Genomic DNA, 25,460 nt, shown 5'->3' with positions numbered 1-25,460 from the left:
CCCCAGCGGTAGGTGACGGACGACGGTGTCACCTCGGCGCCCCAGCGGTCGGTGCCGGGGGCGAGCTCGCGCATCGGCGGCCATGGACCGGGGCGCCCCTGCGGGTCCGTGACCACGACGTTGGCGGCCACGGCGTCGTGCCCCTCGCGGAAGACCGTCGCGGAGATCTCGAACTCCTCGCCCACCACCGCCTTCGCCGGGCGGCGGCCACCGTCGACAGCGGGCCGGACGTCCACGATCGGAATGCGTCCGATCACGGGCCTGGTGCCCCCGGCGACAGGCGACGCACCGTCCCCGTGCACGGCCTGCGGTTCCATGGGTGTCACCTCCTCCCCGGTCTCGGGCCTGGGTGGCCGCCGGCTCTCCGGCCTCGCTCACCGCTGTGTACGGCGTCGCCTACGCGCTCGCCGTGGGCCGAGTGCCGCCCGCGGTTCGCTCGCGGGGCCGGTGGGTGTTCAGATACAACTCGGCGGCGTCGACGGCCTCGCGCGCACAGCGCTTGCCCATCAGCACGCACAGCGTGTAGCCCGTGTTCTCGAAGTTGCCCCGCACCGCCCGGTTTTCGGGGGACGCGAGCATCAGGCGCTCCCACGCCCGGTAGCGCTCGAGATGTCTGGCGACCTCGGCTCTGGCCGGCAGCAGCATGGCACCGGTCACCTCCCAACGTCTTCGCTGGAGCACGGATCCGGACGGTTCGCGGGTGGTTCGCGCGTCGCTGTCCGGACGGTGCGTGAAGGCCGCGCACGGAGTGGGGGTTGATCCGTTACGGCGATCGAGACTTTCACCCATGGTGCACGGCACATCACGTAGCGTCCTGTTCGGAATTCAACCACTGAGTCACGTGTGCACTCGCGTTTCGGGAATGTCTCGTGTTGCACGAATGGAGTAGTGCTCTCACCCTGGTACTGACTCAGGAGCGACGAACGCTCACGCTTCGTGTTCGGGGCTCGGCCCACCTGGGAGCGAGGAGAGGCGAGAGCTTCGCCGGTGAGGAGCCAACGAGAATGAACACCCCAGCGCCCTGCTACTACCACCTCGACGTGGAGATCAGCCCCGAGCGAATCGGGCAGGTCCGGCGGATTCTGGCCGCCCATCTCCGGTACTGGAACCTGGAGACCCTCGTCGAGCCCGTCTGCCGCTGCTCGGACGCGCTGCTGCGCACGATCGACGCACACGCGGTGGACAAGAACGCCACCATCGAGATGTGGTGGAACGGCCATCACCTCATCACCGCTGTCCAGGACAGCGAGCGGGACATCCGGCCGCACTACGCGCCGAGCGGCTGCCTCGCGCAGATCGCAGCGCTGAGCAACGGCTGGGGGTGTTGTGCCACCGACACCGGCGGCAAGATCATCTGGTTCTCGCAACGAGCCCGGACCGGTGACCACGCCCCGCTCGTCCCCCTGGGCCCCTCGCCGAGTCTGCGCGAGAGACGCCCGCTTCCGCGTGCGCTGCCCCTGACGGCGGATGCCGCCGCGCGGGAACGGGAGCAAACGTCGGCCGGGCGGCGGGAGCCCGCCGTGGCCCCGGCCTGACGACCGGTCGCCGGTGTGTTCGCCGAGGCGGACACACCGGCCGGCGCACCCGACCGCGGCGCCTGCCGCACTCACGACGGGGTGCGTCGTCACGGCCCAGCCGACGCAAGCCGCGCGCCGATGCCGACCAGGCCTCGGCTTCCCGCGGAGCAACAGCTGTCCGCCGAGGCGGACTCACCAGTCGGCGGACTCGGCCGCGATGCTGTCGCACTCACGGCGGGATCCGTCGTCAGTACGGCGCCGGACGGCCCAGCCGACGCCTGCTGCGCGCCGTTGCCGGCCAGGTCTCCGCTTCCCGCGGAGCCACCCGCTGTCCACCCAGGCGGACACACCGGGCCCCGCGCCCGACCGCGGCGCCTGCCGCACTCACGGCGGAGTCCGTTGTCAGTACGGCGCCGCACGGCTCGCGCTCGGCCAACCCGTGTCCCCCTGGCCACACTTCCAGCGCACCCGACCGTCTTCCGGTCGGCCACCGCTCCGCCCGCGTCGGCCCTTGCCGACCGCAGCCCAGGCCGGGGCGCCATGGAAGACGTCCGGGCCCGGTCGCCGTAGGCACGGCTCGGCCTGCTGACCGTGCGTCGTCAACCGGCCGTAGGCGCACGGGCGTTGCACCGGGGCGCACCCGGCGCGGACGCGTACCCCTGCCACGGATCCCGTCACCTTCGCCCTTTCGGCCAGGGGGTCCGGCCTGACAGACTCCGGAGCGTGCCCGACTTCGACATACTCGTCATCGGATCCGGCCCGGGCGGCCAGAAGGCCGCCATCGCCGCGGCCAAGCTCGGCCGCCGGGTCGCCGTCGTCGACCACCCCGACATGGTCGGCGGGGTCTCCATCCACACCGGGACCATCCCCTCAAAGACCCTGCGCGAGGCGGTCCTCTATCTGACCGGTCTCACCCAGCGGGATATGTACGGGCAGAGTTACCGGCTCAAGGAGGACATCACCGTCGCCGACCTGACCGCGCGCACCCGGCATGTGGTCGGGCGGGAGGTCGACGTCATCCGCAACCAGCTCTCCCGCAATCATGTCTCCCTGTTCGCCGGCACCGGGCGGTTCGTCGACCCCCACACCGTGGCCGTGCGCGAAGCGACCGGCAACGAACGGCTGTTGAGCGCCGAGCACATCATCATCGCGACCGGCACCCGGCCCGCCCGCCCGGCGAGCGTCGAGTTCGACGGCCGGTCGATCATGGACTCGGACAATGTGCTCGAGTTGGAGCGGGTGCCGCGTTCGATGGTCATCGTCGGGGCGGGCGTGATCGGCATGGAGTACGCCTCCATGTTCGCCGCCCTGGGCAGCAAGGTCACCGTGGTCGAGAAGCGGCCAGGAATGCTCGACTTCTGCGACGTCGAGGTGATCGAGTCGCTGAAGTACCACCTGCGGGACCTGGCGGTCACGTTCCGGTTCGGCGAGACCGTCGCGGCGGTCGAACGGCACTCCAAGGGCACCCTCACCATCCTGGAGAGCGGCAAGAAGATCCCCGCCGACGCCGTGATGTACTCGGCGGGCCGGCAGGGGATGACGGACGGACTCGACCTGGAGAAGGCGGGCCTGAACGCCGATCAGCGGGGCCGGATCACGGTCGACGACAAGTACCGCACCGAGGTTCCGCACATCTACGCCGTCGGCGATGTCATCGGCTTTCCCGCGCTGGCCGCCACCTCCATGGAACAGGGCCGTATGGCGGCGTACCACGCGTGCGGCGAGCCGGTGCACGGGATCTTCGACCTCCAGCCGATCGGCATCTACACCATCCCCGAGATCAGCTTCATAGGACGGACGGAGGATCAGCTCACCGAGGACCGCGTGCCCTTCGAGGTCGGGATCTCCCGCTACCGCGAGCTGGCCCGGGGGCAGATCATCGGCGACTCCCACGGCATGCTGAAGCTGCTGGTCTCCCCCGAGGACCGGACCCTGCTCGGCGTGCACTGCTTCGGAACCGGGGCCACCGAGCTGATCCACATCGGCCAGTCGGTGATGGGCTGCGGGGGCACGGTGGACTACCTGGTCGATGCGGTCTTCAACTACCCGACGCTCGCGGAATCGTACAAGGTCGCCGCGCTGGACGCGACCAACAAGATCCGGCAGATCGACCGGCTCAGGGACTGAGGGAACCGGCGGAACCCGACCGCAACGCCTGGCCACGACACGTGTGGCCAGGCGTTGCGGAAGACCCGACGGCAAGCGCGCGAAGGGACCTGGAAGCGGCGGCTCGCGGGGGTGCCGGCGCACCGGAGGGTGACACCGACGTGCGTCGTCGGCCCTTCGCATGGACAGCCCGCCCTCCGGTGATCGAGACTCGGCGGATGGCAAGGTACTTCGACGTTCACCCCGACAACCCGCAGCCACGCACGATCGCTCACGTCGCCGACAGCATCCGCGACGGTGCGCTCGTGGTCTACCCGACGGACTCCTGCTTCGCGCTGGGATGCCGGCTCGGCAGCCGCGACGGCATCGACCGCATCCGGGCGATCCGTCATCTCGACGACCGCCACCACTTCACGCTCGTGTGCCGGGACTTCGCGCAACTGGGCCAGTTCGTGCAGATCGACAAGGACGTGTTCCGGGCGATCAAGTCATCGACGCCGGGCAGCTACACGTTCATCCTCCCGGCCACGCGCGAGGTGCCGCGCAAGTTGCTGCACCCGAAGAAGAAGACGGTCGGCGTCCGCATTCCCGATCATGTGGTCGCCCAGGCACTGCTGGACGAACTCGGGGAACCGCTCCTTTCCAGCACGCTGCTCCTGCCGGGTGAGGAGGAGCCGATGACACAGGGGTGGGAGATCAAGGAGCGGCTCGACCACGACGTGGACGCCGTGCTCGACTCGGGCGACTGCGGTACCGAGCCCACCACAGTGATCGACTTCTCCGGCGGCGAGCCCGAGATCGTACGCAAGGGTGCGGGCGACACATCGCGGTTCGAGTGAGGTGACGCCGAGTTCCCGGGGCCGGGTGGGCGTTCGCCCACCCGGGGGATGGCTGTGCGCGAAGCCGGCATTTGTCTGTGACGGGCCGTGATGATCCAGCGGCCACCGCTGCTGCCCCAGACCGGTGAACGAGGTGACGATCGACCTCGTGCACGGACGGCTGGACCGGCTCCCGCGGCAGGTGCAGGCTGAGAGACGGCGGGGCGAGCGCCGCACGGCCCGCAAGGACCCGTGGCAGGGCTCGCGGCTCGCGGCATCGCCTCGCACCTCGCCGCAGAACTCCGCACGGAAGTGATCGCGATGGAAGCCAAGCAGTGGACCGTGCAGATCTACATCACCGAGGAAGGCGACGACACCCACGCGCGTGCCGTCCTGAGCAGCCGTGACACGGCGACCGTCACCGGCCGGGGCGTGGCCCGGCGCAATCCGGTCGACCGGCCCATTCCGGAGATCGGCGACGAACTCGCCGCGAGCCGCGCCCTGGAGGACCTCGCCATCAGGCTGCACGACGTCGCCTCCGACGACATCGTGGAACTGGCGGGCCCCGCCGCACCGTGACGGCGCCGGAAGGCGCGTCCCCGCACCGCGACAGCGATGGGCCGCGGGCCCCGCCGCGCACGCCTCAGTCCGGGAGCGGCAGCCGGCACGTCTCCCCCGGCTGGACGGACATCGCGCGGCCCGGCAGCCGGATGTCGATGGGGGACCGGTCCGACGAGGGCACCGCGATCTCCAGGCCGCCCCGCAGGAGCCGGAGCCGTACGCCCCAGTGGCCGCGGTAGCGGAGCGAGAACCCGTACGACGACAGCTCCGGCAGCGGTGCGGGATCGAGCCAGAGCGCTCCCTCGCGGGTCTCCAGACCGGTTAGTCCGCGCTGGACGAGGTCGAGGGTGCCCGCCATGGCGCCGAGGTGGATGCCCTCCCCGGTGGTGCCGCCCTGCACATCGGCGATGTCGCCGCACAGGGCCTCCTGGCAGTACGTCCACGCCTCGGCGCGCCGGGCCCGGGCGAGTACCCAGCCGTGGACGAGACCGCTGAGCGTGGACCCGTGACTGGTGCGGGCCAGGTAGTAGTCGACGGTGCGCCGCCAGGCGTCCGCGTCGAGCCGGTGTCCCAGGCGGGCGAACAGCCCCTCGAGCTCGGCGGGCCCGAAGAGATAGCCGAGCATGAGCACGTCGGCCTGTTTCGAGGCCTGGTAGTGGTTGGCGCTGTCGCCCTCCGCCTCCAGGATCCGGTCCAGGCGCCGGATGTCGCCGTACCGCCTCCGGTAGCCGTCCCAGTCGAGTTCCGCGAGGGCGCCATAGCCCTCGAACTGGCTGATGACGTCGTCGTGGAAGGGCACGTGGAGCGTGCGGGACACGTCCTCCCACAGCTCCAGTTCGCGCTCGTCCAGTTCGGTGCGCTCCACGAGTTCCTGGCGGCGGGGTTCGGGGAGGGCCCGCAGCACCTCCAGGGTGCGGGTGAGCACCCAGGCGGCGGTGACGTTCGTGTACGCGTTGTCGTCCACTCCCGGCTCCGGCGCGCCGGGATACGCGTCGTGGTACTCGTCCGGGCCGACCACGCCGCGGATGCGGTGCCGTCCGAGACTCTCGTCGTAGGTCGCCGAGTCCGCCCAGAAGCGGGCGATCTGCAGCAGCATCTCGGCGCCTTTGGTGTTCAGGAACTCGGCGTCGCCGCTGGCCTCCCAGTACTGCCAGATGTTGTACGCCACCGCCGAGCCGACGTGGCGCTGGAGCCGCGTGTTGTCGGGCAGCCACCGACCCGAGCGCGGGTTGAGGTGCAGCTCCTGGGTCTCCTCGCGTCCGTCGCTGCCGCTCTGCCAGGGATACAGCGCGCCTCTCCGGCCGATCGCGTGCGCCGCGGCCCGGGCCCGGTCCAGGCGCCGGTGGCGGTAGCGGAGCAGGGCGCGGGACACCTCGGGGAAGTGCAGATTGAGGTACGGAAGCACGAACAGCTCGTCCCAGAAGACATGCCCGCGGTAGGCCTCCCCGTGCAGTCCCCGGGCGGGCACTCCCACATCGAGGTCCGCGGTGTTCGGCGAGAGGGTCTGCAGGACATGGAAGAGGTGCAGCCGCAGGATCTGCCCGGCCTCACCGGGGACGTCGAGACCGGCCCGGCGCCAGAGCTGGTGCCAGGCGGTGCGGTGGGTCGCGAGCAGCTCGCCGAAGTCCGGGGCTGCCTCCACCCGGTCGATCGCGGCGTCCAGCGGGTCGCTGATCGCCGGGTCGCGGGAGGTGTGCAGGGCGACGGTCTTGTCGACGGTGACGGTCCGCCCGGGCTCCAGGTGCACACGCACCGCCTGGACGGCACACGGCGAGGTGTGCCGGACGGTGACGGGCGCCTCGGCGGTCAGCCGGGCCGCCATACCGATCCTGATGTCGGAGGTGCGGGTGCGGCAGCGCAGCCACACCGTGTCCGGGGCGGCGGTGCCGGTGTGCACGTGTACCAGATGGCGGCCGTCCAGATCGTGGTAGCGCGGCACTCCGGCGTTGATCACGCCACCGTCGAGCGCCGCCTCGACCTCCAGTTCGTCCGGTGCCCCGGCATCGCCCTCGACCGTGAACTCGGTGCGCAAGGCGGCCAGGTGAGGGTCGGCCATGTGCACCAGCCGCAGCTGGCGCACACACAGCGTGCGCCCCTCACCCAGCCCGTACCGGGTGCGGCGTTCGAGTACGCCCGAGGACAGCTGCAGGGCCTGGTCGTGGCCGAGCACGGTCCCCGTGTCCGGCGAGAGCCACGGCTCCCCCGCACGGCGGAAGCGCAACGGGAGCCAGTTGGGGAGGTTGACCATGTCCTCGTTCTCGACCTGGCGTCCCGCCACCTGCGAGGTGAGCCGGTCGTAGCAGCTGGCCGCATACGTGCCCGGGTAGTGGACCTCGTCGGCGGCGCACTCGGGGAGCGCCCCGCGGGTGGCGAAGTAGCCGTTACCCAGCGTGCACAGGGACTCCCTCAGACGTTCGTCCGCGGGGTGGTAACCCTCGTACCGCCAGGTCCAGCCGGTCACTGCGGGGTTCCTGCCACGAGGGGTTCTCCGAACGTCGTACCGCCGCGTCGCCACCAGTCTCGCGCGTGCGGGGCGGTCACACCTGCTGCGGGACGACCGCGACGGGGCAGTCCGCGTGATGCAGCAGGGTGTGGGCCACCCGGCCGAGCTGGAGCCCGAAGTGGCCGTGCCTGCGCCGTGCCCCGATGACGACGAGATCGGCGGCGGCCGAGCGTTTCAGCAGTGCGGTGCGGGCCGGTCCTTCGACCGTGTCCGGGCGCACCCGGACATCCGGGTGGTGCGCGCTCTCGTCCCGGATGAGGCGCTCCAGCTCGGCGGACGCCTGCTGCTCGTGCCGTGGCTCCGGTTCCCACCTCGCCGGCGGGTGATCGGCGGTCTCGGACGCCGGGCGGCGCCAGGCCCGTACGACGTCCAGCACGCAGTGCCGTGCTGCCGCCTCCCGGAAGGCGAACCGCACGGCCTCGGTGCTCCTGGCCTGATCCCCGGCCCCGAGCAGGATCCGCTCGTGCAGACCGGCCAGCCCGGCCTTGTCGCCCCGGACGACGATCACCGGGCAGTGGGCCCGCGCGGCCACGGCGAGCCCGACCGAACCGAGGAGCACCCCGGTGAGCTGGCCGCGGCCGAGGCATCCGGTCACCAGGGCGCAGGCGGTGTCGCCCTGGCGCACCAGGGCGTGCACGGCGTCCTCGGGCAGGACCTCCGCGACGACCTTCACCCGCGGGTTGCGGCTGCGCACACGCTCCGTCGCCGAGCCGACGATGAGCTGCGCCATCAGTTCCCCGGACGGGGGCTCGGGACCGCTCCACGGGGCGGCACCTTCGTAGCGCTCCCACAGGGACGCGTAGACCAGCCGCAGGGGGACACCGTGCCGGGCGGCTTCGTCCACGGCCCAGTCGACCGCCGTCAGGCTGGACTCCGAGCCGTCGACGCCCACGACCAGGGGCAGCTCCATCTTCTTCACCGCCTCTCGCCGGACCACGCGGCCACGCGGCCGGACACCACTTTCACGATCCCACCCGGACCCCGAGGGCGGCCATGGGTGGTTCGGCCCCGGCGGGGATGTCCGGCCCTGTGCGCCCGGCTCGGCGGCGGCCGCGCCGCAGCCGAGCCGACCTGGCGGTTCCGCTTCTCACGTGGTGTCCTGAAGGTGACGGGAAGGGCTCCGACGACAGACGCGGAGAAGCGGCCGGCGGCCGTGCACCGCGCAATCAGGATCCGGGAGAACCGGGTGGGGTCCTTCCCGCCTCGTCCTGCCCCGTCCGGTCGCTTCCCCCCGGGCAGCCCCAGGTTGGGCCGAACGACCCCCCACCGGGACCGGGCGGCCCGTGTCGCCACCGCCGTCGGGCGTCCACCCTGGTCCTGGGCAGCCACGGCAGGCCGGAGGGGATGATGAGAAGCAGCCTCAGGACCGCCCTCCCGGCCGGGACTCCGGGGGCGGCGAAACGGCCGGTCCTCGGCCCGGCCGCGCGGGACGGCCGCGCGGGACGGCGCCCTGGTCCTGGCCGGCTCCTGCCCCGGCTTCCCCGGCGGAGATCCGGTGCGCGCCGGGAAGCGGAGCCGGTGCCGGCACCGGTCGGCCGCCGCCCGTTCGCGGCGACAGGAACGAAAGGACACGGAGCGATGACCTCTGTCACCACCATGACGGCCGCCCTTCCCGTGGAGTACCGCGAACGGCTGATGCACATCGCCCGCGAGGTCTCCTTCCCCGAGGGGACCCGGCTGTTCGAGGAGGGCCGGCACGCCGACCGGTTCTGGATCGTCCGGACCGGGACCGTGGCGCTGGACCTGCATGTGCCCGGGCGCCGGGCCCCGGTCATCGAGTCACTGGGCCGGGGCGAGCTCGTCGGCTGGTCCTGGCACTACACGCCCCATGTGTGGCAGATGGGCGCCGAGGCCTCGACCCCAGTGCGCGCCTATGAGTTCGACGCGCTGCATGTGCGGGCGATGTGCGACGAGGACGCCGAGTTCGGCCGCGCCATCGCGGTCTGGGTCGGCCGGGTGGTCGCCCACCGGCTGCACGCGGCCCGCACCCGGCTGCTCGATCTGTACGCCCCCTACGGCAGCGGCAGCCGGTGACGCCGATCCCCGTCACCCCCGCACCGCGCGGCCCGTAGTGATCCGCCCGCATTCCCCGACCGTGCCGCCGAGCGCGCCCGACATCCCGAGGAGGAGACCGTGACCGGCAGCCCGTACGTCGTGAGCGACGTGATGACCCACTCTGTCGCCGCCGTCGGCCGCGACGCGTCGTTCAAGGACATCGTCAAGCTCATGGAGCAGTGGAAGGTCAGCGCTCTTCCCGTGCTGGAGGGCGAGGGACGCGTGGTCGGCGTGGTCTCCGAGGCCGATCTGCTGCCGAAGGAGGAGTTCCGCGACAGCGATCCCGACCGGCAGACGCAGCGGGACCGCATGCCCGACCTGGCGAAGGCCGGCGCGCTGACCGCGGGCGAGCTGATGACCGCACCGGCGATCACCGTGCACTCCGGCAGCACCCTCGCCCAGGCCGCCCGCATCATGGCCCAGCGCGGGGTCAAGCTGCTCCCCGTCGTCACCGAGGAGGGCCTGCTCGAAGGCGTCGTCAGCCGCGCAGACCTGCTGAAGGTCTTCCTGCGGCCGGACAACGACATCGCGGACGAGATCCGGCGCGACATCGTCGACGTCCTCTTCCCCGACCCGGTCGAGCCCGTGCATGTGATGGTCACCGAGGGCGTCGTCACCCTCACCGGGAAGGTCCCGGACGCCACCCTCATCCCGGTGGCCGTCCGTCTGGCCCGGGCCGTCGAGGGCGTCGTCGACGTCGAAAGTCATCTCGGCGGAGCCTGACCGCCGGCCCCGGCGCGCAGCCGGTGGGCGGCCGCGTCAGCCGGTCGTGCGGCGCCACCGGGGACCGACGGACTCCCACTCCCGGTCCCACGCCCGCATGCGCTGCCGCTCCAGCCGGCGGCGCGCCGCCCCTTGGCCGGCCAGCACCACGCCGGCGGCGCCGATCCCGGTCAGCGAGCCGACGATCTGGGCCTGCACCCGGGCCTGGGCCTCGGTGGCCGGCCGCGAGACCAACTCGCCGTCCCGACCGGTCCACACGGTGACCGACGTGCCCGTCCTCAGGCCCGGCTGGACCTGGGCCAGACCCGTGTGCTCGGCTCCGGCCGCTCTCCAGTGCACCTTCGCCCACACGCTGCCGCCGCCGTACGCGGGCACCGCCCGCGGGGCCCTGGCCGCGTCCTCGGCCAGTACGGCCTGCACCGGGTGCGAACGGGCGCCCCGCACGGCGAGTTCGTGCTCCACCGCATGCGTGGCGGCCCATCCCGCGAGCACACCGAACAGCACGACGAACACCCCGGTGACGAGCAGGAGCCACGCTTCCAGACGGTCACTGCGGCGCAGCAGCGGATTGCGCCGCCAGCGCCACAGCCACACCTGCGCCACCGTCCTGTGCCGTGTCGTCGCCATCGGTCATCACCTTCTTCCGCGTGCCGCGGGCCGTGGCATCTCCCGCCAGGATGCTGCCGCGGTGTCCGCCGCTCACGTGATGGTTCCGGCTCTCCTCGGCCACCGTGTCGCATCCTCCCCCGGAAGGTCGGCGTCGAGGTCCGGAACGCGGGGCGGTCCCGCGAGTGCGCAGTCCACGTCCACCACGCCCTCGGTTGCCAGTACCAGGCGTCTCACGACGGGCACGAGGGTGGTATCGCGGATCCGGCCCGTGAGCCTGACGACACCGTCCTGCACCTCCACCCGGACGGGCTCCAGCGGCGCGGGGAACAGGGCGACGACACTCTGCCGGATCTCCTCCTCGATGTCCTCGTCGTCCCGCAGGAACACCTTGAGCAGGTCCGAGCGGCTGACGATGCCGAGCAGCGTGTCCTCGTCGCCGACCACGGGCAGCCTTTTGACCCCGGCGCGGGCCATGGTGCGGGCAGCCTGGCCGACGGTTTCGTTCGCGCGGACGGTGACGGCCGGAGTGGTCATCAGCTCCTCGGCCTTCACGGCGCCCGACTTGACGAGGTCGGACAGCCGCTCGAGGCGCCCGGACCGGGCGGGCTCAGTGCCGCGGAACTCCTCCTTGCGCAGCAGATCCGCCTCGGAGACGACGCCGACGACCCGGTTCTCCTCCTCGACCACGGGCAGCGCGCTGACGTTCCACTGCCGCATCGCCTTAACGATGTCCTTGAAGGTCGCCGTACGGCTGAGCGCGACGACCCTGCGGGTCATGACATCGCTCACGAGGTGGGGAGTGCCATCCATGGTGTCCTCCGGTGATCTGGGACGGGAAGCGGGTCACTGCCGATCGGGGCGGGACGTCCACCCGTACACGCTGCGGCCGCCCGCGAGTTCGCGGCCCGTCACCAATGCGGGCTCGATGCGTACGAAGACCTCCTTGGGCGAGGGCGCCCAGGAGCGGGGACCCGACCGGGTCAGTCGCGCGTGTTCGGCGGGATCCGTGACCACCGCGGCCGGACCGGTGACGACCACGCTCCAGCCGGAGTGCGCGACCGCGTCGAACTCGTCCGCCTCGAAGGCGACGACCGAGCCGTCGACCGCGCGGACCAGTTCCGAGGCCGCCGAGGTGCGCAGCAGGACCGCGCCGTCGCCGTCGAGGGAGAAGTTGAGCGGCAGGACCGCGGGCAGCGCCTGACGCGTGTGGACGATACGGCCGATCGGGACCTTCGCCAGCAGACGGAGGCACTCGTGGCGGTCGAGTTCACGGAAGCCGTCGTTCGGGTACATGAGTCGGTCCGTCTTTCGCCTGGTGCGGCGGCGCAGCGGTGCGGCCTCGTCCCCGGTCCGGTGCCGAGGCGCTAGACGACCGTGATGCGCCGCCCGGTGATGGTGTCGGGGACGATGCGGATCCACAGATCGCGGTGTCCGCCCACCCAGGGCGTGCTGTGCGCATGTTCCTCCAGCCGGCGCACGTCGTCCGCGTCGGTCACGGTGCCGGCGTGTCCGCGCACCAGGACGCTCCAGCCCTGGCTGAAGGCGGCGTCGATACGGTCGACCTCGAAGGCCACCTGGGCGCCGGCCGCCCGCGACGGCAGCGTGTCCGCCGCGGTTCTGAAGACGACGGATCCGTCGACGACGGCGTAGTTGAGGGGAACGATCTCCGGGCCGCTGTCGGTGGGCAGGGCGAGCCGTCCCACCCCGTGCGTGGAGAGCAGATCCCGGCACTCCTCCATGGTCAGTTCGGTGAACTCCGGACGTCGCCCGGCCTGCCCCATCCCAGGCGGGAGTTCGACATCGCCACCGGTGAGCTCGAGCACCGTGGTCTCGAGCGCACCGGCCAGTCTGAGGAGGGTGCTCACCCCGGGCGCGGCGGTCGGCTGCCCCTCCAGGTACTGGAGATAGCTGGCAGCCATCCCCGCCCGGTTGGCGACCTCGTCCAGGGACAGTCCGAGTTCCTCGCGCCGCAGAGCGATGCAACGTCCGAGATTGCCCGCGGGGTGGCCCGCCACCGCGCCCGACGCTCCCCGTGCGCCCATGGCCGTCACATCCTCTCCTCAGGCCGCCCGGACGGCGACCACTTCGTGCTGCGGACCGCCCAGTACGACCTTGAGCGCCCCGGTGTCGGCGCCCCGGCCGAAGATGTCGTACGCCTCCTCGATCTGGTCCAGCGGGAAGGTGTGCGTGATCAGCGACGAGGTGGGCAGCCGGCCGGCGGCAGCCATGCGCAGCAGCGTGGCCGTGGAGTAGGTGTCGACCAGTCCGGTCGTGATCGTCACGTTCTTGATCCACAGCTCCTCGAGGTGGAGGGTGACGGGCTTGCCGTGCACGCCGACGTTGGCCACGTGCCCGCCGGGCCGCACCATGCGCGTGCACAGTTCGAAGCTCTCCGGCACGCCGACCGCCTCGATGACCACGTCGGCGCCCAGTCCGTCGGTGAGGTCGGCGATCAACTGCTCGGGCGCCTCCTTGGCATCGGCCACGGCGTCGGCGCCGAACTCCTTCGCCGCCTCCAGCCTGGCTGCGGCCAGGTCCACGGCGATGACGCGTCCGGGAGCGAACAGCTGGGCCGTGGCGATCGCCGCGAGCCCGATGGGGCCGGCTCCGACGACGGCGACGGTGTCACCGGGCTGCACGTGCCCGTTCAGGACGCCCACCTCGTAGGCGGTGGGGAAGATGTCCGCGAGCAGCACGGCGTCCCTGCCGTCCAGCGCGCCGGGCAGTGCGTGCACGGACAGGTCCGCGTACGGGACACGGACGTACTCGGCCTGCGTACCGTCGATGACATGGCCGAGGATCCAGCCTCCGCCTCCGCGGCACTGGCCGTACGTCCGCTCCCAGCAGTAGCCGCACCGGCCGCAGGCGGTAATACAGGAGACCAGGACTCGCTCCCCCGGCTGCACGGTGTGCACATCGCTGCCGGTTTCGACGATCTCGCCCACCGCCTCGTGCCCCAGCACCGTGCCCGGGCGCACCTCGGGCAGATCCCCCTTGAGGATGTGCAGGTCCGTCCCGCAGATGGTGGCGATGTCGACGCGCACGATCGCGTCGGTGGACTCCTTGATGTCGGGGTCCGGAACCTCTTCCCAGCCTGACTGGCCGGGACCGTGGAAGACGAAGCCCTTCATGGCGATCCTTCCTTCCTCTCCCCGGGCCGAGGTCCGGGGACTCTCCGGAAGCCGGTACGGCCGGGCGCCGGCGGGGTGCCGCGTTTGCCCAGCAGATCCAGCATGTCCGATCTCTCCGAGATCCGCTTGGGCCAGTCGGCCCCATCGCCCCGCCGGGCAGGCCCGCCCCCACGGGACGCCCGGCCGCGGCGGCCTGTCGACAGCGCCCGCCACCAGCGGTCCGGAGCGTCCGTGGCCTCCTCCCCGCATCGGGCTGTGCGCTCCCCCTCGCCTGCCGGCCGGCTCGTGGAAAAGCCGAGCGTGGCCGGGGTGTCCGGAGCGGACGTCCACGCTCCCGCGGGGTGCCACCCTCGTGCTGTACACGGACGGTCTGATCGAGACCCCGGGCAGCAACATCGAGGACCAGCTCACGCAGCTCGTCGCCACGCTGGACGAGCTCATGACCGCGGCGCCGGACCTGGAGGCCGCCGCCGACCACGTCCTGACAGCCCTGCTGCCCGACGCCCGCGGCCATGACGACGTAACGATGCTGCTGACGCGTCTGCCGGAGGCCCCGCTGGCCACGGCCTCGGGATCTGCCGTCCGAACCGGAGTCCGTGTCGGTGGGCCGCGCATTCCTCGACAAGACGCTCGGCACATGGGACTGCGCGCAATCGGCGGACGACGCACGCCTTCTGCTGTCCGAGATCCTCACCACCGCGGTGCAGCACGCCCAGGGCCAGATCGGTGTGCATGTGTGCCGCACGGACACCGACCTCACCGTCGAGATCAGCGACCGCAGACCGCATCTGCCCCAGCCGCACCTGGCGGCCGAGGACGCGGAGTCGGGCCGCGGCCTGCTGCTCGTCCGTGCCCTCGCCGACGACTGGGGGGTGCGGCCCACGGACGAGGGCAAGACGACATGGTTCAGCGTCTCTGGTTGGCTTAGCGAGGCTGAGCGTTGCTCAGCGTTGCAGCCAATCGCCTTCGTGCCCTGGTACTGAACGACAGGAGCCGCCAGCCCGCGTGGCACGTCCCTCCGGACGCTGGTCGACCGGGCCGTAAGACTCGACCGAGGAGGGTGCCCGACGTCGCCTGGGCGCCGGGCGTGCGCGTAGCACTCTGCCACAGGTTCACTACGCTTCGCTAATCCAACTGGTGAGCCTGAAGCTGTGACGTCCTGCCCCAGGGTCGCGCCCACCCCGCGGTCGGCCGGGCCGGCTCCCCCGCGGAACAGGGGATCAGGACGTCCAGGCCCAGTCGGCGACCTCGGGCATGTCCGTGCCGTGTTCGCGGATCCAGGCGTGGTGACGGGTCCGGGCGTCGGCCATCTCCTGGCGCACGACGGCGGCACGGACGGCGAGTCCGGGTACCCGGTCGATGACGTCCATGACCAGGCGGTACCGGTCCAGGTCGTTGCGGACCACCATGTCGAACGGGGTGGTCGTCGTTCCGGACTCCTTGTACCCGCGCACATGCAGGTTGCCGTGGCCGTCCCGGCGGTAGGCCAGGCGGTGGATCAGCCACGGGTAGCCGTGGTACGCGAAGATGACGGGCTTGTCCGCGGGGAAGAGGCCGTTGTACTCGAAGTCGGTCATCCCGTGCGGGTGGTCCTCGTGCGGCAGCAGGCAGGTCATGTCGACCACGTTGACGACACGGACCGCGAGCCGGGGCAGATGACGGCGCAGCAGTTGCGCGGCGGCCAGCACCTCCTGGGTCGGCACGTCGCCGGCGCAGGCGAGCACGACGTCCGGTTCGGTGCCGTTCTCGGTGCCCGCCCACTCCCAGATGCCGGCTCCGCGGGCGCAGTGGGCGCGTGCCTGGTCCATGGAGAGCCAGTCGAAGCAGGGCTGTTTGCCCGCCACGATCACGTTGACGTAGTCCCGGCTGCGCAGGGCGTGGTCGGCCACGGACAGGAGGGTGTTGGCGTCCGGGGGCAGATAGACACGGACGACCTCGGGGCTCTTGTTGAGCACATGGTCGACGAAGCCCGGGTCCTGGTGCGAGAACCCGTTGTGGTCCTGGCGCCACACATGCGAGGTCAGCAGGTAGTTGAGGGAGGCGACGGGAGCGCGCCAGTTCAGCCGCCGCGATGTCTTGAGCCACTTGATGTGCTGGTTGACCATCGAGTCCACGATGTGCACGAACGCCTCGTAGCAGGAGAACAGTCCGTGCCGTCCGGTCAGCAGGTACCCCTCGAGCCAGCCCTGGCAGAGGTGTTCGGAGAGGACCTCCACCACCCTGCCGTGCCGGTCGAGGTGTTCGTCCACCGGGAGCATCTGGGCCTGCCAGGCCTTGCCGCTGGCGTCGAAGACGGCCTCCAGCCGGTTGGAGGCCGTTTCGTCGGGGCCGACCAGGCGGAAGTCCCGGCGGGCCGTGGTGTCCTCCATGATCCGTTCCAGGAGACCGCCGAGCACCCGGGTGGGCTCGTGCAGGGTCGCGCCCGGCTTGTCGACGGGTACCGCGAAGTCGTCCAGGGGCGGGACCGGCAGATCGCGTACGAGCAGCCCGCCGTTGGCGTGCGGGGTGGAGCCCAGCCGCCGGGTGCCCTCGGGCACACAGGCCAGCACGTCGGGGCCCGGGCGTCCTTCGGGGCCGAAGAGCTCCTCGGGCCGGTACGACTTCAGCCACTCCTCCAACTGCCGCAGATGCTCCGGGTTCTCCCGGACGCCGGGCAGCGGGACCTGATGGGCGCGCCAGGTGCCCTCGACCGGCACGCCGTCCACCTGCGCCGGCCCGGTCCAGCCCTTGGGGGTGCGCAGCACGATCATGGGCCAGTGCGGCCGCTCGGTCACGTCCTCCTCGCGTGCGGTGCGTTGCAGCAGGGCGATGCGGTCGAGCGCGTCGTCGAGGGCCTGCGCCATGGCCCGGTGGACGTGGGCGGGGTCGTCACCGGCGACATGGATCGGCTCATGCCCGTACCCCCGTAGCAGCGCGTCGAGTTCGGGCTCCGGGAGACGGGCGAGCACCGTCGGGTTGGCGATCTTGTAGCCGTTGAGGTGGAGGATCGGCAGGACGGCACCGTCGTTGACCGGGTCGAGGAACTTGTTGGAGTGCCAGGACGTGGCAAGCGGACCGGTCTCCGCCTCGCCGTCGCCGATCACACAGGCGACCAGCAGGTCCGGGTTGTCGAACGCGGCGCCGTAGGCGTGGGCGAGCGAGTAGCCGAGTTCGCCGCCCTCGTGGATCGAGCCGGGCACCTCCGGTGCGATATGACTGGGTACCCCACCGGGGAACGAGAACTGCCGGAACAGCTGCGCCATGCCCTGCGCATCCCTTGTCACGTCCGGATACGTCTCGCTGTAGCTGCCCTCGAGCCAGGAGTTGGCGAGTACGGACGGGCCGCCGTGCCCGGGCCCCCAGATGCACAGCGCGTCGAGGTCGCGCGCCTTGATGACACGGTTGAGGTGGGTGTACACGAGGTTGAGGCCGGGCGAGGTGCCCCAGTGGCCGAGCAGTCGCGGCTTGATGTGCTCGGGCTTCAGCGGTTCGGTCAGCAGCGGGTTGGCCGTCAGGTAGATCTGTCCGGCGGCCAGGTAGTTGGCGGCTCGCCAGTGGGCGTCCAGTGTGCGCAGTTCGTCGTCGGTCAGTGCGGTGCCGGGGGTTTGTGCGGCGTTGGCCATGGGTGACTCCACAAGTCGTCGACGGTCCTCGTCGGGCACGGCAGGCGTCTGGTCTGCCGCGGGGGTGTGAAAACTGCCGGTCACGCCGACCGGGTACCACGGAGACCGGGCGGCCGCAGCACGATCACGCAAAGGTCCATGCAGCGCGGCCTGCGGTGCCGGAAACGAAGGGCGCTCTCGGCCGGTGGCGCGGGGCGCCATGGGCGGCGTGGGTGCCGATCCGGCACCGTTCGCGGGACGCGGGGCGGATGCGGACCTGGCCGGGGGTTCCGGCGCTCCTCGACGGCCCGGGGCCGGCCGAGGGCCCGGACGGCGGCTGTCTGCATGAGGACTCTCCTCCGTGCGGGGGCGAGTGGGGTCCGGTCAGTTGTGGGCGACGACGGCCACGGGGGCTGTGGCGTGGTGCAGTACGGCGTGGGTGACCGAGCCGATGTGGGTGCCGAGGGCGCTGCGGCGGATACGCCGGCCGACCACGACCAGCGACGCCTCACCCGAGGCGGCGACGAGGCGGTCGGCGGCGGTGCCCGTCGGGACCTCGGCCGACACCTCCACCGCCGGGTACTTCTGCCGCCAGCCATCCAGCACCTCGCTCAGGGACTCGGGGTCCGGGCCCGCGGGCTCGACGGGGATCCCCTGCCCCATGGAGAGGCCGTACAGGTAGGAGGACGAAGGGTTCCAGGCATACACGACGCGCAGCGCGGTGGCGCGCAGACGGGCCGCCTCGAAGGCGAACTCGATCAGCGATTCGTCCGGGCTCGCGATGTCGAGGCCCAGCAGGACGGGCCGGAAGGGCGCCGCCGCGGAGGGGATGCCCGAGGGGTCCGGCTCATGTTCGTCGGGCGCCTGCTCCCCCGCCCGGACCAGGACCACCGGACGGGTGGCGTGTGCGACGACGGCGAGTGAGACGGAGCCGACCAGGAAGCCGACGGTGCCGCTCATGGCGCGCGAGCCCAGCACCAGCAGTTCGGCGTCCTCGGACCGGTCCACGAGCACGCCACCGGGCTGGCCCTCCACGTGCTCGGAGGTCACCTCGACCCCCCGGTGGCGCCGGCGGAGGCCCTCGGCGGCCTCGCGGGGGATCTGCTCGGTCCAGTGCTGCTGGGTCTCTGCGCCGAGCAGCGGGGCCTGCGCCATGGGGTCCGCAACGGGTTCCCAGACGTGCACCACCTTCAGCGGCAGACCGCGCAGTTCGGCCTCGCGGGCCGCCCACTCGGCGGCGGCCCTGCTCTCGGGTGAACCGTCGAGACCGATGATGACGGGGCGGGGCATGGTGTCCTCCTGGTCGCAGGTCGCGGATCCGGGCATCCGTGCTCAGGTTCGTACGGGCAGAGGGCGGGATGCAGGGGCCGCAGGTCCCCCATCGGGGCCGACCGGCCCCATGGGCCGGCCGGGGCGGCGGGGCGGTGCGAGGTCTCGTGACGGCCACTGGATGCCGTCCGCGGGGGTCGGTGGGACACCGCGAGCCCCGTCCTTGGGCCATGGGAAGGTCCTCCCGTGGGCCTCGGATCCCCGAACGCGTCCACCAACCGGTTCAGGTGTGCGACACCACGGCGACTGGGCAGCCCACATGGTGGAGCACGGCGTGCGTGACGGAACCGATGTGCCTGCCGAGCCGGGCGTCGCGGGTCCGGCGGCCGACGACGATCAGACAGGCGTGCGCCGCCGCCTGCACCAGCTCCGCGGCGGGCCGCCCCACGGTGACGGTCTCGGACACCGGCACTCCGGGGAACTTCTCGGCCCAGGGACGCAGCGTGGCCGCCACGAGCTCCCGCCGGTCCTTGAGCAGGTTCGCGCCGCGCGCCGCCCCCGCCCTGCCGTCGGCACCGCTGTCCGACACGTCGCAGGCGACATGGATCACCCGCAGCGAGGTGCCAAGACGCCGGGTGGCCGCGAAAGCGAACTCGATCAGTTCGTCGGCGGGGTGCCGGGGGTCGAGGCCGAGCACGACGTCGCGGAACGGTGTCTCGGGTATCTCCTCGGGCGAGACGCCGTCCAGGGGCGGCAGATGTTCGTCGGTGCAGGTCTCCCCGGCCCGTACGAGCACCACGGGGCACAAGGACCTGGCGACGACGCGCTGGGACAGCGAGCCCATCACGAACCCGGCGACGGTGCCGAGGCCGCGGGACCCGAGTACGAGCAACTCCGAGTCCTCGGCCGACGTGAGCAGGACCGTGAGCGCGGAGTCGCCCACCAGCACGTCCTCGACCCGCAGCCCTGGATGCGCGGCATGGACACTGCGGACCGCCCGCTTGAGAACGTGCTCCGCCCAATCGTGCTGGGTGGCGTCCATGGGCACGGAGGGCGGCGGTGTCAGCTGCCAGCGCCAGGCGTGCACGAGGCGCAGCGTGGCACCCCGGCGCAGGGCTTCCCGTGCCGCCCAGTGGGCGGCCGCAAGACTCTCGTCGCTCTCGTCGACTCCCGCGGTGACGTGCCGAACCATGGGTCGAACCTCCTGCGTCCGGGATGTTCTGTTGTCGCGTCGAGCCTCGTGCGCACAGGGCCCCGTGCACAGGGCCGCCCGGGCCGGTCCGGAGGGCCTGCCGGGCCAAGCCGCCTCGCGGGCCACGGCGCGCCCCGGGTCTCGAGCACCGGTCTTCGCCCGGCTCGCCGAGGCCGCTCGCGCAGGTGGGCCAGGTGGCCCATGGTCAGCGCCGAAGGACCGGGAGACGCTGGAAGCGTCGGGTTCCCAGCACCTTGGAGGCTGTGATGAACGCGCCTCCCCTCACCAGCATGCTCCGCGCGCTGCCCCTCGGGCACCGGGAACGGCTGATGCGGACCGCCCGCGAGGTGCTCTCCCTCCGTTCCTTGTTCCAGGGAACGCGCCGTGTCGACGTGGACGGCCGCGCCGCGGACCCGGCTGCCGGATCTCTGCGCCCCGTACGGCAGCGGCAGCCCCCGCTGACCGGAAGGGCCGTCGACAGGAGGAGACATCATGCACGGCACCCCGCACATCGTCAGTGATGTGATGACCCAGACGGTCGCAGCCATCGGCCGCCGCGCGCCCTTCAAGGAGATCGTGCAGATGATGCAGGACTGGAGGGTCAGCGCCCTGCCGGTGCTGGAGGGCGAGGGCCGCGTCGTCGGCGTCGTGTCGGAGGCCGACCTGCTGTCCAAGGAGGAGTTCCGCGGCGACGATTCGTCCCGGCAGGGCGCCCCTGAGAGCTCGCCCTTCGCCCGGCGCCGCGGCATTGCGGGCTCGGGCAAGGCGGACGCGGTGACGGCCGAGCAGCTGATGACCTCCCCCGCTCTGACCACGCATGCCGACGCGACCGTCGCGCAGGCGGCGCGGATCATGGCGCGCCACAAGGTCAAGCGGCTGCCCGTCGTCGACGACTTCGGCATGCTCCAGGGCATCGTCAGCCGTGCGGACCTGCTGAAGGTGTTCCTGCGGGACGACGAGGAGATCGCCGAGGAGGTCCGGCGCGAGGTGGTGTGGTACCTCTTCCCGCCGCCGGCCTCGGTCGTGCACGTCGAGGTGGAGGACGGGGTGGTGAAACTGGGCGGCCACATTCGGGACACCGCTCTGGTGCCGGTGGCCGCGCGTCTGACGCGGGCCGTCGAGGGCGTCGTGGACGTACGGTTCGAGCTCACCGCACGAGAGCCGACACCTGCGTAGGACGGAGTGCGGCGTTCCTTCCCGCCGGGCACCGAGGGCGCCACTGGGGCCGATCGGCCCTGGTGCGGGGCGGTCCCCACGGGTGATGATCGTCGGCACGGGCCCTCCGCGGTCTGTCCTCCACCGGGAAACGAGAGGTACCCCATGGCCGAGGCACACACCTTCAGCGAGCGGAACCCGATCCGGGTCTTCCTGCTGGACGACCACGAGGTGGTACGGCGGGGCCTCGCCGATCTGCTCGACGCCGAACCCGACATCTCGGTCGTGGGCGACGCCGACACCGCGGAACACGCGCTCGCCCGTGGGCCGGCGGTACGGCCGCACGTGGCCGTCCTGGACGTACGCCTCCCCGACGGCGACGGCATCAGCGTCTGCCGTGAGCTGCGCAGCCGCATGCCGGAGCTGGCCTGCCTCATGCTGACGTCGTTCGACGACGAGGAAGCGCTGCTCGACGCGATCATGGCCGGGGCCTCGGGCTATGTACTCAAGCAGATCAAGGGCTCCGACCTGATCTCGGCGGTCCGCACCGTCGCCTCCGGCCAGTCCATGCTCGACCCGGCGACCACGGCACGGCTGATGCACTCACTGCGGGCCGACCCGGCCGAGCAGCCGGCCGTGGCGCCCGAGCTGGCGAGTCTGTCGCCACGTGAGCGCGACATCCTCGCCCTGATCGGGGACGGGCTGACCAACCGGGAGATCGGGAAGAAGCTCTATCTGTCGGAGAAGACCGTCAAGAACCACATCTCACGGCTGCTCGCCAAGCTCGGCGTTCAGCGCCGCGTGCAGGCCGCCGTCCTCGCCTCCCAGTTGGAGACGCCCGAGTCCGGGGACCGTTCCGCCCGGTGAGCCGGAGCCGTGCGACGGCATCCTGGGGCCGGAGGACGCGTGCTGCGCCGTCTCGCGCCCCAGCGCCGCGCCGTGCCGCTCATGAGGTACTCGACGGCCCGGCGGTCGGCGTCACCCTGAACGCACGGGGACACGCCACACCAGTCGCGTTCCCCCGCCCTCGCGTCGTTCGCCCACCGTGAGGGTGCCGCCCAGCGCGACCGCCCGTTCCTCCAGGTTCCGCAGCCCGCTGCGCGCCGCGTTCTCCGGCACCCCGCAGCCGTCGTCCGCCACGGTCAGGGTCAGGTCACCGCCCAGGAGCCGGAGGTGTACGTCCACGCAGTGGGCCCCGGAGTGCCGTGCGGCGTTGCTCAGGGCCTCACCGAGGACGGCGACCACATGATCGGCCACATCGCCCGGGACATCGGTGTCCACCAGGCCTTCGATCCGCAGCGCGGGAGTGAAACCGAGGGAGGCGGCCGACGCCGTCACCGCCTCGGACACCCGGCTGCGCAGACCGGCCTCCTGCTTGCCGCCGCCGTGCGTACGCAGCCCGAAAATCGTGGACCGAATGATCTTGATGGTCTCGTCCAGGTCGTCCACCGTCCGCGACAGCCGCTCGGCGGCCTCGGGGTGGTCCACGAAACGCTGGGTGCTCTGCAGGGTCATGCCCGCCGCGAACAGCCGCTGGATCGCGAGGTCGTGCAGGTCCCGGGCGATCCGGTCGCGGTCCTGGAGCAACGCGATCCGCTCGGCGTCCCGGCGCCGCTCGGCCAGCTCCAGCGCCAGCGCGGCCTGTCCCGCGAAGCCCAGAAGAGGGCCGGCGTCGGTGTCCGTGAACGGGTTCCGCCCCGCGGTGCGCCCCAGCAGCAGCGCCCCGATGGACTTGCCGCTCGCCACCAGCGGCACTCCCACCACGGATCCGAGCCCGCCCCACAGGACCGAGTCCGGATCGATCCGGGGGTCCTGCCGGATGTCGGGGCTGATCAGCGGTTCCGCCGTGCTCAGGGTGGCCTCCACGAAGCCGTCCTGCCCTGACATCACGAGCCCGCTGCGCCGCTCCGCGTCGCGGCCGACCGCGAACAGCGGCCGCAGCACCTCTTCCCCGGCCGCCCGCTCGGCGATCATCCCCACGTCGGCGGAGACGATGCCCCGCGCCTGCTCGACGATCAGCTCCAGCACGTCCGCGCTGGGGGCACCGGAAAGCAGCGCGCTGGTGACCTGCGCGCTCGCCCTCAGCCACCGTTCGCGCAGCCGGGTCTCCTCGTAGAGCCTGGCGTTCTCGATGGCGACGCCGGCTGCCACCGCCAGAGTGGACAGCACGGCCTCGTCCTCGGCGTCGAACTCCGCCGCGCCGCGCTTCTCGGTGAGGTACAGATTCCCGAAGACCTGGTCGCGCACCCGGATGGGCACGCCGAGGAAGGAGCGCATCGGCGGATGGTGGGCCGGGAAGCCGTAGGAGGCCGGGTGCTCCGAGAGCTCGGACAGACGCAGCGGTTCAGGGTTGCGGATCAGTTCCCCGAGGATGCCGTGTCCACTTGGCAGCGCCCCGATCCTCGCGCGCTCCGCGTCGCCGATGCCGACGGTGAGGAACTCGGAGAGCATACGGTCCTCGCCGATGACGCCCACTGCGCCGTACTCGGCGTCCACGAGGACGACGGCCGACTCGACGATGCTTCGCAGCACCTGCTGCAGATCGAGTTCTCGTCCGACCGACAGGACGCCCTCCAGGAGGCGGTGCACCCGGTTCTGCGTTCCGCGCGCCGCGTCGATGCGGGCCTGGACCTCGTCCAGCAGCTCGTCCAGCCGCAGCTTGGGCAGGTGCTGCTCCGGCCGCCCATGCCCTTCCCCGCTCATCGCTTCCTCCACCGCATCAGGCAGACAAGGTGCGGGCCCGCGGCAACCCTTGGTCCTCACGATACTGGGTGGCACACCCGACCGGGCGACCAGCGCTCACATACCGTCACCTTCTGGCCCGTGCGCTCCGGCACGGGTGGCGCTCCACCCCGCGAGGCTCTCCGAGCCGCCCCGGCGAGGTCGGACCGTACGCAACGGCGCACCACCGTTTGCCGTGCACCCGGGCGTGTTCCACGCCGCGCCCCATGTCCGATTTACCCCTACTGTGCTGTCGAGACGACCGACACCGGGACACGGGAGACGTGGTGGCGCATGCGGGCGGCCGGGACCGGGGGCGCAGGAGGGGCGCCGTGGTGCGGGGCAGCCGCCCGCCCCGTTCCGCACGCGTCGCACGGCGCGCCCCGTCCCCCCCAGGAGTCCTGGAGGCCGAGCGCACGGTTCCATGGCTGCGGGTCGCCGCCGCCTACGCCTGGCGTCTCGTCCTGGTGGGGGTCGTCGTCTACGTCGTCTTCATGGTGCTGGGCCGCTTCCAGCTCATCGCCGTGGCCCTGTTCCTCGCGCTCGTCATCACCTCGCTCCTGAAGCCCGTCACCGACCTGCTGAACCGTCTGATGCCACGGCCCCTCAGCGTCGCGATCGCCCTCATCGGCAGCATCCTGGTGCTGGTCTCCCTGCTCGCCCTCGTGGGCGACGCGGTCGTGGGCGAGTCGGGGAAGCTCGCCGGCGAGTTCCGCGGCGGCATCCGGCGGATCGAGAAATGGCTGGAGAACCCGCCCTTCCGGCTCAGCCACCGCAAACTCGGCGATCTGCAGCGACAGGTCGCCTCCTACATCTCGACCCACCGCTCCGAACTGCTCAGCAGCGCCGTCAGCGGCCTGGGCAGGGTGGTGGAACTGATCACCGGGGCCGCACTCGCGATCTTCGCCTCCGTCTTCTTCATCCACTCCGGGGAGAAGCTGTGGTCGTGGGCCCGCGACACGTTCCTGCCCCGCTCTGCCCGGCCGGCCTGGGACCGGGCGGGGCATGCGGCCTGGCGGACCTTCGCCGGCTACACACGGGGCATCATCATCGTGGCCGCGACGAACGCCGTGCTGGTCGGCATCGCCCTGCTCCTGCTGCGGGTGCCGCTCGCGCTGCCGCTCACCCTGCTGGAGTTCATCGCCGCGTTCGTCCCACTGGTCGGCTCGCCGGTGGCGCTCGGGGTCGCGACGGTCGTCGCCCTCGCGGGGCGCGGGCCCCTGACGGCCGCGGCCGTGCTGTTGCTCATCGTGGTCATCGGCCAGCTCGAGGGGCACGTGCTGCATCCCCTCGTGATGAGCTGGGCCGTCAGTCTCCATCCGCTCGTCGTCGCCGTGTCCGTGATCGCGGGCAGCATCGTCGCGGGGGTGACCGGCGCCGTCGTGGCCGTCCCGTTCGTCTCCGTCGTCTGGGCGGTGCTGCAGGCGCTGCGGCCGGCACCCACCTGACGTCCGGCGACCGGCCGCGGGGCGCGCCCCGCCCCGCCGTGCGACTCTGGCCTGAAGGCGATGGCACCCCG

General features: G+C 71.8%; 23 protein-coding genes and 2 pseudogenes. 12 read left to right on the top strand and 13 right to left on the bottom strand.

Annotated elements, in window-relative coordinates:
- Nucleotides 1–2 precede the first annotated feature (2 nt).
- Nucleotides 3–317, bottom strand: a pseudogene (locus tag ACQEXA_RS46545) (maltotransferase domain-containing protein); the annotation flags it as partial.
- A gap of 79 nt (nucleotides 318–396) precedes the next feature.
- Nucleotides 397–645: a DUF5133 domain-containing protein gene (locus ACQEXA_RS46540; protein ID WP_359412493.1), complete on the bottom strand. Its 249-nt coding sequence runs from the start codon at nucleotides 643–645 to the stop codon at nucleotides 397–399.
- A 359-nt stretch (nucleotides 646–1,004) separates the two neighbouring features.
- Between ACQEXA_RS46540 and ACQEXA_RS46535 the strand changes: the two genes are divergently transcribed.
- From ACQEXA_RS46535 to ACQEXA_RS46520, 4 genes are all read left to right on the top strand, one after another.
- Entirely contained in the window at nucleotides 1,005–1,535 is a 531-nt protein-coding gene (locus ACQEXA_RS46535; RefSeq protein WP_432924708.1) for a pep a2, read from the top strand.
- Nucleotides 1,536–2,240: 705 nt separating this feature from the next.
- A complete protein-coding gene (gene sthA / locus ACQEXA_RS46530) occupies nucleotides 2,241–3,644 on the top strand; it encodes a Si-specific NAD(P)(+) transhydrogenase (protein WP_432924710.1) in 1,404 nt (467 codons plus the stop codon).
- A 197-nt stretch (nucleotides 3,645–3,841) separates the two neighbouring features.
- Nucleotides 3,842–4,462 carry an L-threonylcarbamoyladenylate synthase gene (locus ACQEXA_RS46525; protein ID WP_432924712.1) on the top strand — a complete coding sequence of 207 codons (621 nt, stop codon included), beginning with the start codon at nucleotides 3,842–3,844 and terminating at the stop codon, nucleotides 4,460–4,462.
- Between the two features lie 231 nt (nucleotides 4,463–4,693).
- Nucleotides 4,694–5,020, top strand: a complete 327-nt coding sequence (locus tag ACQEXA_RS46520) for a DUF1876 domain-containing protein (RefSeq protein ID WP_432924714.1) — start codon at nucleotides 4,694–4,696, stop codon at nucleotides 5,018–5,020.
- 64 nt (nucleotides 5,021–5,084) lie between these two features.
- Here ACQEXA_RS46520 and ACQEXA_RS46515 read toward each other — a convergent pair whose 3' ends face one another.
- Both ACQEXA_RS46515 and ACQEXA_RS46510 read right to left on the bottom strand, forming a co-directional pair.
- Nucleotides 5,085–7,463, bottom strand: coding sequence for a glycoside hydrolase family 65 protein (locus ACQEXA_RS46515; RefSeq protein ID WP_432924716.1), 2,379 nt, complete (start codon nucleotides 7,461–7,463; stop codon nucleotides 5,085–5,087).
- Between the two features lie 76 nt (nucleotides 7,464–7,539).
- A complete protein-coding gene (locus ACQEXA_RS46510; protein WP_359396164.1) occupies nucleotides 7,540–8,415 on the bottom strand; it encodes a universal stress protein in 876 nt (291 codons plus the stop codon).
- 668 nt (nucleotides 8,416–9,083) lie between these two features.
- Here ACQEXA_RS46510 and ACQEXA_RS46505 point away from each other — a divergent pair.
- A complete protein-coding gene (locus ACQEXA_RS46505; RefSeq protein WP_432924717.1) occupies nucleotides 9,084–9,539 on the top strand; it encodes a Crp/Fnr family transcriptional regulator in 456 nt (151 codons plus the stop codon).
- A gap of 99 nt (nucleotides 9,540–9,638) precedes the next feature.
- The gene (locus ACQEXA_RS46500) at nucleotides 9,639–10,283 is read left to right on the top strand and encodes a CBS domain-containing protein (RefSeq protein ID WP_432924719.1); all 645 of its coding nucleotides are present in this window, start codon (nucleotides 9,639–9,641) and stop codon (nucleotides 10,281–10,283) included.
- 36 nt (nucleotides 10,284–10,319) lie between these two features.
- On the opposite strand, the gene ACQEXA_RS46495 is transcribed toward ACQEXA_RS46500, so the two are convergent.
- The 5 genes from ACQEXA_RS46495 to ACQEXA_RS46475 all read right to left on the bottom strand — a co-directional run bounded on the left by ACQEXA_RS46495 (nucleotide 10,320) and on the right by ACQEXA_RS46475 (nucleotide 14,023).
- A complete protein-coding gene (locus ACQEXA_RS46495; RefSeq protein WP_432924721.1) occupies nucleotides 10,320–10,910 on the bottom strand; it encodes an Rv1733c family protein in 591 nt (196 codons plus the stop codon).
- Nucleotides 10,911–10,982: 72 nt separating this feature from the next.
- Nucleotides 10,983–11,702, bottom strand: a complete 720-nt coding sequence (locus ACQEXA_RS46490; RefSeq protein WP_432924722.1) for a CBS domain-containing protein — start codon at nucleotides 11,700–11,702, stop codon at nucleotides 10,983–10,985.
- Nucleotides 11,703–11,735: 33 nt separating this feature from the next.
- Entirely contained in the window at nucleotides 11,736–12,185 is a 450-nt protein-coding gene (locus ACQEXA_RS46485; RefSeq protein WP_432924724.1) for a pyridoxamine 5'-phosphate oxidase family protein, read from the bottom strand.
- A gap of 71 nt (nucleotides 12,186–12,256) precedes the next feature.
- Nucleotides 12,257–12,934, bottom strand: a complete 678-nt coding sequence (locus ACQEXA_RS46480) for a helix-turn-helix domain-containing protein (protein WP_359396152.1) — start codon at nucleotides 12,932–12,934, stop codon at nucleotides 12,257–12,259.
- Between the two features lie 18 nt (nucleotides 12,935–12,952).
- On the bottom strand, nucleotides 12,953–14,023 hold the full coding sequence (locus ACQEXA_RS46475) for a zinc-dependent alcohol dehydrogenase family protein (protein ID WP_359396150.1): 1,071 nt from the start codon (nucleotides 14,021–14,023) through the stop codon (nucleotides 12,953–12,955).
- Here ACQEXA_RS46475 and ACQEXA_RS46470 point away from each other — a divergent pair.
- Nucleotides 13,914–14,507: pseudogene (locus ACQEXA_RS46470) on the top strand (SpoIIE family protein phosphatase); the annotation flags it as partial. The gene ACQEXA_RS46475 and the pseudogene ACQEXA_RS46470 sit on opposite strands and share 110 nt — an antisense overlap.
- A 118-nt stretch (nucleotides 14,508–14,625) precedes the next feature.
- Complete coding sequence (locus ACQEXA_RS46465; protein WP_432924727.1) at nucleotides 14,626–15,006, top strand: ATP-binding protein; 381 nt, start codon at nucleotides 14,626–14,628, stop codon at nucleotides 15,004–15,006.
- 237 nt (nucleotides 15,007–15,243) lie between these two features.
- Here the strand turns inward: ACQEXA_RS46465 and ACQEXA_RS46460 are convergent, their stop codons facing one another.
- The 3 genes from ACQEXA_RS46460 to ACQEXA_RS46450 form a co-directional block, all read right to left on the bottom strand.
- A complete protein-coding gene (locus ACQEXA_RS46460; protein ID WP_432924729.1) occupies nucleotides 15,244–17,625 on the bottom strand; it encodes a phosphoketolase family protein in 2,382 nt (793 codons plus the stop codon).
- A 363-nt stretch (nucleotides 17,626–17,988) separates the two neighbouring features.
- Nucleotides 17,989–18,894 (bottom strand): universal stress protein, encoded by a 906-nt coding sequence (locus ACQEXA_RS46455; protein WP_432924731.1) that lies wholly within the window; start codon nucleotides 18,892–18,894, stop codon nucleotides 17,989–17,991.
- 262 nt (nucleotides 18,895–19,156) lie between these two features.
- Nucleotides 19,157–20,065 carry a universal stress protein gene (locus ACQEXA_RS46450; RefSeq protein ID WP_432924733.1) on the bottom strand — a complete coding sequence of 303 codons (909 nt, stop codon included), beginning with the start codon at nucleotides 20,063–20,065 and terminating at the stop codon, nucleotides 19,157–19,159.
- 266 nt (nucleotides 20,066–20,331) lie between these two features.
- Here ACQEXA_RS46450 and ACQEXA_RS46445 point away from each other — a divergent pair, with 266 nt between their 5' ends.
- The 3 genes from ACQEXA_RS46445 (at nucleotide 20,332) to ACQEXA_RS46435 (ending at nucleotide 22,087) form a co-directional block, all read left to right on the top strand.
- On the top strand, nucleotides 20,332–20,586 hold the full coding sequence (locus ACQEXA_RS46445) for a hypothetical protein (protein ID WP_432924735.1): 255 nt from the start codon (nucleotides 20,332–20,334) through the stop codon (nucleotides 20,584–20,586).
- Complete coding sequence (locus ACQEXA_RS46440) at nucleotides 20,558–21,241, top strand: CBS domain-containing protein (protein ID WP_433132889.1); 684 nt, start codon at nucleotides 20,558–20,560, stop codon at nucleotides 21,239–21,241. The genes ACQEXA_RS46445 and ACQEXA_RS46440 overlap by 29 nt, the downstream gene beginning before the upstream one ends.
- 144 nt (nucleotides 21,242–21,385) lie before the next feature.
- Nucleotides 21,386–22,087, top strand: a complete 702-nt coding sequence (locus ACQEXA_RS46435) for a response regulator (protein ID WP_432924739.1) — start codon at nucleotides 21,386–21,388, stop codon at nucleotides 22,085–22,087.
- A 111-nt stretch (nucleotides 22,088–22,198) separates the two neighbouring features.
- Here the strand turns inward: ACQEXA_RS46435 and ACQEXA_RS46430 are convergent, their stop codons facing one another.
- Nucleotides 22,199–23,923 (bottom strand): sensor histidine kinase, encoded by a 1,725-nt coding sequence (locus ACQEXA_RS46430; RefSeq protein WP_432924741.1) that lies wholly within the window; start codon nucleotides 23,921–23,923, stop codon nucleotides 22,199–22,201.
- A 350-nt stretch (nucleotides 23,924–24,273) separates the two neighbouring features.
- Between ACQEXA_RS46430 and ACQEXA_RS46425 the strand changes: the two genes are divergently transcribed.
- Entirely contained in the window at nucleotides 24,274–25,389 is a 1,116-nt protein-coding gene (locus ACQEXA_RS46425) for an AI-2E family transporter (RefSeq protein WP_432924743.1), read from the top strand.
- Nucleotides 25,390–25,460 lie beyond the last annotated feature (71 nt).

The organism is Streptomyces sp. CA-106110 (assembly GCF_050936285.1).
Lineage (GTDB): Bacteria > Actinomycetota > Actinomycetes > Streptomycetales > Streptomycetaceae > Streptomyces.
The sequence above is the reverse complement of the archived record's forward strand: the minus strand, read 5'-3'. Positions and strand labels throughout refer to the sequence as shown.

Coding starts and splice junctions, on each gene's coding strand:
- ACQEXA_RS46480 (WP_359396152.1), bottom strand. CDS start 12,934: ATGGGCGCACGGGGAGCGTCGGGCGCGGTGGCGGGCCACCCCGCGGGC.
- ACQEXA_RS46535 (WP_432924708.1), top strand. CDS start 1,005: ATGAACACCCCAGCGCCCTGCTACTACCACCTCGACGTGGAGATCAGC.
- ACQEXA_RS46485 (WP_432924724.1), bottom strand. CDS start 12,185: ATGTACCCGAACGACGGCTTCCGTGAACTCGACCGCCACGAGTGCCTC.
- ACQEXA_RS46435 (WP_432924739.1), top strand. CDS start 21,386: ATGGCCGAGGCACACACCTTCAGCGAGCGGAACCCGATCCGGGTCTTC.
- ACQEXA_RS46475 (WP_359396150.1), bottom strand. CDS start 14,023: ATGAAGGGCTTCGTCTTCCACGGTCCCGGCCAGTCAGGCTGGGAAGAG.
- ACQEXA_RS46430 (WP_432924741.1), bottom strand. CDS start 23,923: ATGAGCGGGGAAGGGCATGGGCGGCCGGAGCAGCACCTGCCCAAGCTG.
- ACQEXA_RS46510 (WP_359396164.1), bottom strand. CDS start 8,415: ATGGAGCTGCCCCTGGTCGTGGGCGTCGACGGCTCGGAGTCCAGCCTG.
- ACQEXA_RS46525 (WP_432924712.1), top strand. CDS start 3,842: ATGGCAAGGTACTTCGACGTTCACCCCGACAACCCGCAGCCACGCACG.
- ACQEXA_RS46460 (WP_432924729.1), bottom strand. CDS start 17,625: ATGGCCAACGCCGCACAAACCCCCGGCACCGCACTGACCGACGACGAA.
- ACQEXA_RS46455 (WP_432924731.1), bottom strand. CDS start 18,894: ATGCCCCGCCCCGTCATCATCGGTCTCGACGGTTCACCCGAGAGCAGG.
- ACQEXA_RS46450 (WP_432924733.1), bottom strand. CDS start 20,065: ATGGTTCGGCACGTCACCGCGGGAGTCGACGAGAGCGACGAGAGTCTT.
- ACQEXA_RS46540 (WP_359412493.1), bottom strand. CDS start 645: ATGCTGCTGCCGGCCAGAGCCGAGGTCGCCAGACATCTCGAGCGCTAC.
- ACQEXA_RS46505 (WP_432924717.1), top strand. CDS start 9,084: ATGACCTCTGTCACCACCATGACGGCCGCCCTTCCCGTGGAGTACCGC.
- ACQEXA_RS46490 (WP_432924722.1), bottom strand. CDS start 11,702: ATGGATGGCACTCCCCACCTCGTGAGCGATGTCATGACCCGCAGGGTC.
- ACQEXA_RS46495 (WP_432924721.1), bottom strand. CDS start 10,910: ATGGCGACGACACGGCACAGGACGGTGGCGCAGGTGTGGCTGTGGCGC.
- ACQEXA_RS46440 (WP_433132889.1), top strand. CDS start 20,558: ATGCACGGCACCCCGCACATCGTCAGTGATGTGATGACCCAGACGGTC.
- ACQEXA_RS46445 (WP_432924735.1), top strand. CDS start 20,332: ATGAACGCGCCTCCCCTCACCAGCATGCTCCGCGCGCTGCCCCTCGGG.